The organism is Oleiphilus sp. HI0080 (assembly GCF_001635135.1).
Genome location: NZ_LWFU01000034.1, coordinates 1 through 7,514, shown reverse-complemented (window position 1 = coordinate 7,514; position 7,514 = coordinate 1). Strand labels below are relative to the sequence as shown.

Sequence of the window (7,514 nt, the reverse complement as noted above, 5' to 3'; positions counted from 1 at the left end):
TCCGGGGATTGTGATTGGTAAGAAAGGCGAAGATGTAGAGAAATTGCGTAACGAAGTTAGTCGAATGATGGGTGTGCCTGTGCACATCAATATCGAGGAAATTCGTAAGCCTGACTTGGATGCAAAATTGGTTGCGGCTAGCGTAGCTAACCAGTTGGAGCGTCGAGTCATGTTCCGTCGTGCGATGAAGCGCGCGGTTCAAAACGCCATGCGTCAAGGTGCCAAGGGTATCAAGATACAGGTTGGCGGTCGTCTTGGTGGTGCTGAAATCGCTCGTTCAGAGTGGTATCGAGAAGGTCGTGTGCCGTTGCACACACTTCGAGCAGACGTTGATTATGCTACGCATGAAGCGAGCACAACGTACGGCATCATTGGTGTAAAAGTATGGATCTTCAAGGGCGAGATTCTTGGCGGTATCGAACAGGTACGCGAAGAAAAGAATTCTGCTCGCAAGAAGTCTGCTAAGTAAGGGGCCGAGAGATGTTACAGCCAAAACGTACCAAATTTAGAAAAGTACAAAAGGGTCGTAATCGTGGCCTTGCTCAACGCGGTAGTAAAATCAGCTTCGGTGAGTACGGTTTGAAAGCGACTGGTCGTGGTCGTATCACGGCACGCCAAATTGAGGCGGCTCGTCGTACGATTACACGTAAAGTTAAGCGTGGCGGAAAGATCTGGATTCGAATTTTTCCTGACAAGCCGATTACGCAAAAGCCTTTGGAAGTTCGTCAAGGTAAGGGTAAAGGTAACGTTGAGTATTGGGTTTGCCAAATTCAACCGGGCCGAGTGCTATACGAGATTGAAGGTGTGTCAGAAGAATTGGCACGCGAAGCTTTCGCGCTAGCTGCTGCTAAGTTGCCTGTTCCAACAACCTTTGTTGAAAGGACGGTGATGTAATGAAAGCAAGTGAATTACGCGATAAGTCTGTTGAAGAGCTGAATACAGCGTTGGAAGAAGCATTAAAAGAGCAGTTTAACTTACGCCTTCGTAAGTCGACTGGTCAGCTCAACCAATCGCATCTTGTAGCTCAAAACCGAAAAGATATTGCTCGTATCAAAACAGTATTGACGCAGAAGGCAGGTGAGTGATTATGAGTGAAGTGGCAAATAACACAGCTCGTACCATCAGCGGTAAAGTCGTCAGCGACAAAATGGATAAGTCCATTACTGTATTGGTAGAGCGTCGTGTGAAGCATCCAATTTATGGTAAATACGTTAAGCGTTCTACCAAATTGCATGCTCATGATGAAAACAACGAGTGCAATATCGGCGACGTTGTAACTATTCAGGAGACTCGTCCGTTGTCTAAGACGAAGTCCTGGAAGCTAGTTACCGTTGTTGAGAAGGCAGCTAAAGTCTAACCCAGAGTGTTTGGAGAACTAAGATGATTCAGACGGAAAGTATGCTCGACGTAGCCGACAACAGCGGTGCGCGCCGAGTTCAGTGTATAAAAGTACTGGGTGGCTCTCATAGACGTTACGCACGAATCGGCGACGTAATTAAGGTCACCGTTAAGGAAGCGATTCCACGTGGTAAGGTTAAGAAAGGACAAGTATTGAACGCGGTTGTTGTGCGTACCCGTAAAGGCGTTCGTCGCCCTGACGGTTCGTTGATCAAGTTTGATGGTAATGCAGCAGTTCTTTTGAACGCGCAGAACGCACCAATCGGTACTCGTATTTTTGGCCCTGTAACTCGTGAGTTGCGCGGTGAGAAGTACATGAAAATTATCTCCCTAGCACCTGAAGTGCTTTAAGGATAGAGGCCCGTTATGAAAAAGATCAAACGTGACGATGAAGTGATTGTCATAGCAGGCAAGGACAATGGTAAGCGCGGTAAAGTGACGCGTGTGATGAAGGACGGTCGTTTGATCGTTTCTGGCATCAACATGGTCAAGCGCCACACAAAACCAAACCCAATGTTGGGAACGCCAGGCGGCATTGTTGAATCGGAAGCCCCGATTCAAGCTTCAAACGTAGCGATTTTTAATCCTACTACGAGCAAAGCCGATCGCGTTGGTTTCAAAGTCCTTGAAGATGGCAAAAAGGTACGTGTGTTTAAGTCGAACAACGAAGTTGTCGACCAATAAGTAAGCAGGTAGCGATATGGCACATATGAAAGAAGTTTATGCAAGCGAAGTCGTACCTGCATTGCAAAATGAGTTCAACTATAAGAGCTCTATGCAGGTACCTCGCATTGAAAAAATCACCTTAAACATGGGTGTTGGTGAAGCAATGGTAGACAAAAAGCTTCTTGAGAACGCGGTAGCGGATCTTGAGGCGTTGTCTGGTCAAAAGCCAGTCATCACGAAAGCGCGCAAGTCAGTTGCAGGCTTTAAAGTTCGTGAAGGCTATCCAATCGGTTGTAAAGTTACACTGCGCGGCGAGCGTATGTGGGAATTTTTCGAGCGTTTGGTTGGTATTGCTATTCCTCGTATCCGTGATTTCCGTGGTCTGAATTCGAAGTCTTTTGACGGTCGAGGCAACTACAGCATGGGTGTTAAAGAGCAGATCATTTTTCCAGAAATTGATTACGACAAGGTAGATAAGATCCGAGGCATGGATATCACGATTACTACGTCAGCTCAAACAGACGAGGAAGGTCGCGCGTTGCTACGTGCCTTTAACTTCCCATTTAAGAAATAAAGGTAAGAGCAAATGGCTAAGATCTCAATGAAGCAGCGCGAGCTTAAGCGCGAAAAAACAGTTGCTAAGTTCGCAGCTAAACGTGCGGAATTGAAAGCTATTATTGCAAGCCCAGCGACTTCTGAGGAAGATCGTTGGGAAGCGCAAAAGAAGCTTCAAAAACTTCCGCGCGACGCAAGCCCGAGTCGTCTCCGTAACCGTTGTCAGGTTACTGGTCGACCACATGGCGTTTACCGTAAATTCAAACTGTCTCGTATCAAACTACGTGAACAGGGAATGGCAGGAAACGTTCCAGGCTTGAAGAAAGCGAGCTGGTAAGCAATTTGATGTGTTGGTAAGCGTTACACCTTGGTAGCGCTGCACAACTAAAATGATCAGGAGAACATACGATGAGTATGCAAGATACGCTTGCGGATATGTTTACGCGCATCCGCAACGCACAAATGGCAGAGAAAGAAGTTGTTTCAATGCCATCATCTAAGATGAAAGTTTCAGTTTTAGAAGTACTGAAAAGCGAAGGCTTTATTGCTAGCTACTCGGTTGATGAAGGTGCTAAGCCTGAAGTTTCCGTAGAGCTAAGGTATTTCGAGGGCCGCCCCGTAATCGAAGAGATCAAGCGAGCAAGCCGTCCAGGTTTGCGTCAATACAAGGCGTCTGACGATTTGCCAAGTGTTCGCGGTGGTCTCGGTGTAGCGATAGTGTCTACATCTCAGGGCGTGATGACCGACCGTGCTGCGCGTCAAGCCGGTATCGGCGGCGAAGTTATCTGCACCGTATTCTAAGGGAGGTTTGCATGTCTAGGGTTGCTAGTAATCCAGTTGCGTTGCCTTCTGGTGTTGAAGTCAAGTTAGGCGAAGGCCAGCTTGAAGTGAAAGGAAGTAAAGGTTCGCTTTCGATGGAAGTGAATCCGGTTGTGGAAATCAACCAAGATGGTTCGACGCTAACGTTCGCTGCTAAGAACGGAAGTAAGTTTTCAAAAGCGATGTCCGGTACAACGCGAGCACTTGTGAATAACATGGTGACGGGCGTGACATCAGGCTTCCAGAAGAAACTTCAGCTTATTGGTGTTGGTTATCGGGTCCAGGTTCAGGGCCAGAAGCTAAACCTAAACCTTGGTTTTTCTCACCCAGTTGAATATGAACTGCCTAAAGATGTTAAAGCAGAGTCTCCATCACAGACAGAGATTGTACTGACGAGCATCGATAAGCAGCTTTTAGGTCAAGTGGCCGCTGACATTCGTGCATTCCGTCCGCCAGAGCCTTACAAAGGTAAAGGTGTTCGTTATGCTGATGAACATGTCAGACGTAAAGAAGCCAAGAAGAAATAGGTGAGACAATGAGCGAAAAGAAAGTTTCAAGAATTCGTAGAGCGAAAAAAAGCCGCTCTAAAATGAAGTCACTCGGTGAAACTCGTTTGACTATCCATCGTACGCCTCGCCACATCTATGCTCAGGTCATTGCACCCGAGGGAGATAAGGTTCTGGCATCTGCTTCGACTGTTGAAAAGGACCTTCGAGGTGCGAAAACAGGTAACTCGGAAGCGGCTACCAAAGTAGGTCAGTTAATTGCTGAGCGTGCGAAAACTGCAGGCATTACGCGTGTTGCGTTCGATCGTTCCGGTTTTCAATACCACGGTCGTGTAAAGGCTTTAGCCGACGCTGCTCGTGAAGCTGGTTTGGAATTCTAAGGAGTCATCACGATGAGTGTAGAAGAGCAAAAAGGGCCAGAGCTTCAGGAGCGTTTGGTTCAGGTAAACCGCGTCGCTAAAGTAGTTAAAGGCGGGCGTATTTTCGGTTTTACAGCGCTTACAGTAGTAGGCGACGGTGAGGGTCGGGTTGGTTTCGGTCGCGGCAAAGCGCGCGAAGTTCCAGTAGCAATTCAGAAAGCGATGGATGCTGCACGTAAAAACATGGTCGACGTGCCCCTTAAGGGTAATACACTTCAGTACCCAATCAATGCGCGCCATGGCGGGTCAAAAGTGTACATGCAGCCTGCATCGGAAGGTACCGGTGTAATCGCCGGTGGTGCAATGCGTGCTGTACTTGAAGTCGCTGGCGTTCAAAACGTATTGGCGAAATGCTACGGCTCTACAAACCCAGTGAATGTTGTTCGCGCAACGATCAATGGTTTGAAAGCAATGCAATCTCCTGAAAACGTTGCTGCTAAGCGCGGTAAGTCAGTAGAAGATATTACGGGATAAGATCATGGCAAAGGCAAAAACTATTAAAGTCACGCTTTTCCGTAGCCCGATTGGTCAATTGCCAAAGCACAGAGCTACTGTGACGGGACTAGGTTTGCGTAAAATTGGTCACACTGTTGAGCTTGAAGATACCCCTTCAGTTCGCGGTATGGTTAACAAAGTTAATTATATGGTCAGAATTGAGGGAGAGTGAGATGCGTCTTAATACTTTAAGTCCTGCTCCTGGTTCTAAGCCTTCGCGTCGCCGTGTAGGTCGTGGTATCGGTAGTGGTTTTGGTAAAACCGGTGGCCGCGGTCACAAAGGTTTGAAGGCTCGTTCTGGTGGTTCAGTTCCAGCTGGTTTCGAGGGAGGTCAGCAGCCATTGCAGCGCCGTTTGCCGAAATTCGGTTTTACGTCGCGCCAAGCGCAATATGTTGCAGAGATTCGCCTTAACGAACTTGAGTTAGTTGATGGTAACGTAGTTGATTTGGATGCACTTAAAAACGCGAACTTAGTTCGTCGTGATACCAAGTCTGCGAAGGTTATCTTGTCTGGCGAAATTAAGTCAGCTGTCACGACTCAAGGGTTGAGGGTGACTAAAGGTGCTAAGGCTGCTATTGAGGCAGCCGGTGGTAAGGTCGAGGAATAATAAGTAATGGCTAAATCTCCTGCGATGCAAGGCGGATTCGGGAAGGGACTTGATGAACTCAAGTCTCGGCTTTGGTTCGTATTCTTGGCAATTATCGTCTATCGAATAGGTGCACACATTCCGGTCCCCGGAATTAACCCTGAGCGATTGGCTGCGTTGTTTGAACAGAATCAAGGTACTATTTTGAGCCTGTTCAACATGTTCTCTGGCGGTGCGTTAGAGCGCATGAGTATCTTTGCTTTGGGGATTATGCCTTACATTTCGGCGTCTATTATCATGCAGTTGATGACTGCAGTGACACCGAGCCTCGAACAGTTGAAGAAAGAAGGTGAAGCGGGACGTAGAAAGATATCCCAGATGACGCGATACGGTACGGTTGCTTTGGCATTTGTGCAGGCGTCGGGTATGTCGGTGGGTCTCGCCTCGCAAGGCGTTACATTTACTGATGGCTTCAGCTTCTATTTCTTGGCTGTCACGACATTTGTTTGTGGTGCGGTGTTTTTGATGTGGTTGGGCGAGCAGATCACAGAGCGTGGTATTGGTAACGGTATTTCGCTGCTGATTTTTGCAGGGATTGTCGCTGGCTTGCCAAGCGCGTTTGGTCAGTCGTTCGAAGCGGCTCGACAGGGCGAGTTGAATATTTTAGCTCTGCTCTTGATCGGCGTGTTTGCGATCCTGACAGTGGGTTTTGTTGTTTTCATTGAGCGTGGTCAGCGTCGATTGACTGTTAACTATGCTAAACGACAGAATGCGCGAGGTGGTTACAGTCAACAGTCTAGTCATTTGCCTTTGAAGGTAAATATGGCTGGCGTTATCCCGCCTATTTTTGCTTCGAGCATTTTGTTGTTCCCTGCATCTTTAGGTCAGTGGTTTGGTCAAGGCGAAGGCATGGAGTGGCTTGCGGATATCTCGCAGGCATTAGGTCCGAGTCAGCCTTTATACATTATTCTGTTCGCAGCAGCGGTCGTATTCTTCTGCTTCTTCTATACAGCTTTGATGTATAACCCTCGTGAAGTTGCGGAGAACCTTAAGCGATCTGGTGCTTATTTGGCTGGCAACATTCGCCCGGGAGAACAAACTGCAAATTACATCGACAATGTACTTACACGTTTAACAATTTTCGGTGCCGCTTATATTACAGCAGTATCGTTACTGCCACAGTTTATGGTTGTTTGGTTCAATGTGCCGTTTTATTTCGGTGGAACCTCGCTTTTGATTGCGGTGGTTGTGGTGATGGACTTTATGGCACAGGTGCAATCGCATCTTATGTCACACCAATATGAGTCTGTCATGAAAAAATCGAACCTTAAAGGTTACGGTAGCGGCGGAATGCTGCGATAACCGATAGGTTTTAAGCAAATATTTGGAGCAGATAATGAAAGTTCGTGCTTCGGTAAAGAAAATTTGCCGTAACTGTAAAATTATTCGTCGAAATGGCTCGGTGAGAGTCATTTGTTCAGAACCTCGTCATAAGCAACGCCAGGGCTAAACCCCTAGTTGTAAAAGGCCGTATCATTGGCTTGATTTATTTTTGATCAGGCGCTATGATTCGCGGCCTTTTTAATGACGGTAACATCACGTGGTTGAGGGGCTCACCCGTAAACCATTGAATTAAGCGGAGTTAGATGAATGGCACGTATAGCCGGTGTCAACATACCTGATAATAAGCACGCAGTGATCTCACTGACGTACATATTTGGAGTAGGTAGAACGACAGCATACAAACTTTGCGACGCAACGGGCGTAACCCCAACCTCTCGAGTTAGCACGCTAACAGAAGAACAGTTGGATGCGCTTCGTGCCGAGGTCAGCAAGCTGACTGTTGAAGGTGACTTGCGCCGTGAAGTTCAGATGAACATTAAACGTTTGAAGGATCTTGGTTGCTTCCGTGGTCTTCGCCACCGCCACAGCTTGCCTGTGCGTGGTCAGCGTAGTAAGACCAACGCTCGCACTCGAAAGGGTCCTCGCAAACCAATTCGTAAATAAGTAGGAAACAGTAATGGCAAAGCCAGGTACACGTACCCGTAAAAAGGTGAAAAAGACTGTTG

General features: G+C 47.4%; 17 protein-coding genes. All 17 read left to right on the top strand.

All coding sequences use genetic code 11. The features are described 5' to 3' along the window. A partial coding sequence (rpsC, locus tag A3751_RS00595; RefSeq protein ID WP_068451025.1) for a 30S ribosomal protein S3 occupies positions 1–469 on the top strand: 469 nt, incomplete at its 5' end. Positions 470–480: 11 nt separating this feature from the next. Further along, a complete protein-coding gene (gene rplP / locus A3751_RS00590; RefSeq protein WP_068451022.1) occupies positions 481–894 on the top strand; it encodes a 50S ribosomal protein L16 in 414 nt (137 codons plus the stop codon). Further along, positions 894–1,085 (top strand): 50S ribosomal protein L29, encoded by a 192-nt coding sequence (gene rpmC, locus A3751_RS00585; protein WP_068451019.1) that lies wholly within the window; start codon positions 894–896, stop codon positions 1,083–1,085. Before rplP ends, rpmC begins: the two co-directional genes overlap by 1 nt. 2 nt (positions 1,086–1,087) lie before the next feature. Next, entirely contained in the window at positions 1,088–1,357 is a 270-nt protein-coding gene (gene rpsQ / locus A3751_RS00580; protein ID WP_068451016.1) for a 30S ribosomal protein S17, read from the top strand. A gap of 23 nt (positions 1,358–1,380) precedes the next feature. Continuing rightward, complete coding sequence (gene rplN, locus A3751_RS00575) at positions 1,381–1,749, top strand: 50S ribosomal protein L14 (protein ID WP_068451010.1); 369 nt, start codon at positions 1,381–1,383, stop codon at positions 1,747–1,749. 15 nt (positions 1,750–1,764) lie between these two features. Next, on the top strand, positions 1,765–2,082 hold the full coding sequence (gene rplX / locus A3751_RS00570; RefSeq protein ID WP_068451007.1) for a 50S ribosomal protein L24: 318 nt from the start codon (positions 1,765–1,767) through the stop codon (positions 2,080–2,082). A gap of 16 nt (positions 2,083–2,098) precedes the next feature. Beyond that, a complete protein-coding gene (rplE, locus tag A3751_RS00565) occupies positions 2,099–2,638 on the top strand; it encodes a 50S ribosomal protein L5 (protein WP_068451003.1) in 540 nt (179 codons plus the stop codon). A gap of 12 nt (positions 2,639–2,650) precedes the next feature. Then, positions 2,651–2,956: a 30S ribosomal protein S14 gene (gene rpsN, locus A3751_RS00560; protein WP_068451000.1), complete on the top strand. Its 306-nt coding sequence runs from the start codon at positions 2,651–2,653 to the stop codon at positions 2,954–2,956. A gap of 71 nt (positions 2,957–3,027) precedes the next feature. Then, positions 3,028–3,420 (top strand): 30S ribosomal protein S8, encoded by a 393-nt coding sequence (rpsH, locus tag A3751_RS00555; RefSeq protein ID WP_068450997.1) that lies wholly within the window; start codon positions 3,028–3,030, stop codon positions 3,418–3,420. An 11-nt stretch (positions 3,421–3,431) separates the two neighbouring features. Beyond that, a complete protein-coding gene (gene rplF, locus A3751_RS00550) occupies positions 3,432–3,965 on the top strand; it encodes a 50S ribosomal protein L6 (RefSeq protein WP_068450994.1) in 534 nt (177 codons plus the stop codon). Positions 3,966–3,973: 8 nt separating this feature from the next. Then, positions 3,974–4,324 carry a 50S ribosomal protein L18 gene (gene rplR / locus A3751_RS00545; RefSeq protein ID WP_068450990.1) on the top strand — a complete coding sequence of 117 codons (351 nt, stop codon included), beginning with the start codon at positions 3,974–3,976 and terminating at the stop codon, positions 4,322–4,324. Between the two features lie 12 nt (positions 4,325–4,336). After that, on the top strand, positions 4,337–4,837 hold the full coding sequence (rpsE, locus tag A3751_RS00540; protein WP_068450986.1) for a 30S ribosomal protein S5: 501 nt from the start codon (positions 4,337–4,339) through the stop codon (positions 4,835–4,837). 4 nt (positions 4,838–4,841) lie between these two features. After that, entirely contained in the window at positions 4,842–5,030 is a 189-nt protein-coding gene (gene rpmD, locus A3751_RS00535; RefSeq protein WP_068450983.1) for a 50S ribosomal protein L30, read from the top strand. Position 5,031: 1 nt separating this feature from the next. After that, complete coding sequence (gene rplO, locus A3751_RS00530) at positions 5,032–5,466, top strand: 50S ribosomal protein L15 (protein ID WP_068450980.1); 435 nt, start codon at positions 5,032–5,034, stop codon at positions 5,464–5,466. A 6-nt stretch (positions 5,467–5,472) separates the two neighbouring features. After that, positions 5,473–6,807 carry a preprotein translocase subunit SecY gene (gene secY, locus A3751_RS00525; RefSeq protein WP_068450977.1) on the top strand — a complete coding sequence of 445 codons (1,335 nt, stop codon included), beginning with the start codon at positions 5,473–5,475 and terminating at the stop codon, positions 6,805–6,807. 34 nt (positions 6,808–6,841) lie between these two features. Then, positions 6,842–6,955 carry a 50S ribosomal protein L36 gene (gene rpmJ, locus A3751_RS21620; protein WP_082862969.1) on the top strand — a complete coding sequence of 38 codons (114 nt, stop codon included), beginning with the start codon at positions 6,842–6,844 and terminating at the stop codon, positions 6,953–6,955. A 140-nt stretch (positions 6,956–7,095) separates the two neighbouring features. Further along, positions 7,096–7,452, top strand: a complete 357-nt coding sequence (gene rpsM, locus A3751_RS00520; protein WP_068450974.1) for a 30S ribosomal protein S13 — start codon at positions 7,096–7,098, stop codon at positions 7,450–7,452. Positions 7,453–7,514: the final 62 nt, after the last annotated feature.

Excerpts from the sequence above, each read along its gene's own strand:
- rpsQ (WP_068451016.1), top strand. The coding sequence starts at position 1,088 with ATGAGTGAAGTGGCAAATAACACAGCTCGTACCATCAGCGGTAAAGTC.
- rplE (WP_068451003.1), top strand. The coding sequence starts at position 2,099 with ATGGCACATATGAAAGAAGTTTATGCAAGCGAAGTCGTACCTGCATTG.
- rpmD (WP_068450983.1), top strand. The coding sequence starts at position 4,842 with ATGGCAAAGGCAAAAACTATTAAAGTCACGCTTTTCCGTAGCCCGATT.
- rpsE (WP_068450986.1), top strand. The coding sequence starts at position 4,337 with ATGAGTGTAGAAGAGCAAAAAGGGCCAGAGCTTCAGGAGCGTTTGGTT.
- rplF (WP_068450994.1), top strand. The coding sequence starts at position 3,432 with ATGTCTAGGGTTGCTAGTAATCCAGTTGCGTTGCCTTCTGGTGTTGAA.
- rpsM (WP_068450974.1), top strand. The coding sequence starts at position 7,096 with ATGGCACGTATAGCCGGTGTCAACATACCTGATAATAAGCACGCAGTG.
- rplN (WP_068451010.1), top strand. The coding sequence starts at position 1,381 with ATGATTCAGACGGAAAGTATGCTCGACGTAGCCGACAACAGCGGTGCG.
- rpsN (WP_068451000.1), top strand. The coding sequence starts at position 2,651 with ATGGCTAAGATCTCAATGAAGCAGCGCGAGCTTAAGCGCGAAAAAACA.
- rplR (WP_068450990.1), top strand. The coding sequence starts at position 3,974 with ATGAGCGAAAAGAAAGTTTCAAGAATTCGTAGAGCGAAAAAAAGCCGC.
- rpsH (WP_068450997.1), top strand. The coding sequence starts at position 3,028 with ATGAGTATGCAAGATACGCTTGCGGATATGTTTACGCGCATCCGCAAC.
- rpmC (WP_068451019.1), top strand. The coding sequence starts at position 894 with ATGAAAGCAAGTGAATTACGCGATAAGTCTGTTGAAGAGCTGAATACA.
- rplO (WP_068450980.1), top strand. The coding sequence starts at position 5,032 with ATGCGTCTTAATACTTTAAGTCCTGCTCCTGGTTCTAAGCCTTCGCGT.
- rplP (WP_068451022.1), top strand. The coding sequence starts at position 481 with ATGTTACAGCCAAAACGTACCAAATTTAGAAAAGTACAAAAGGGTCGT.
- rpmJ (WP_082862969.1), top strand. The coding sequence starts at position 6,842 with ATGAAAGTTCGTGCTTCGGTAAAGAAAATTTGCCGTAACTGTAAAATT.
- rplX (WP_068451007.1), top strand. The coding sequence starts at position 1,765 with ATGAAAAAGATCAAACGTGACGATGAAGTGATTGTCATAGCAGGCAAG.
- secY (WP_068450977.1), top strand. The coding sequence starts at position 5,473 with ATGGCTAAATCTCCTGCGATGCAAGGCGGATTCGGGAAGGGACTTGAT.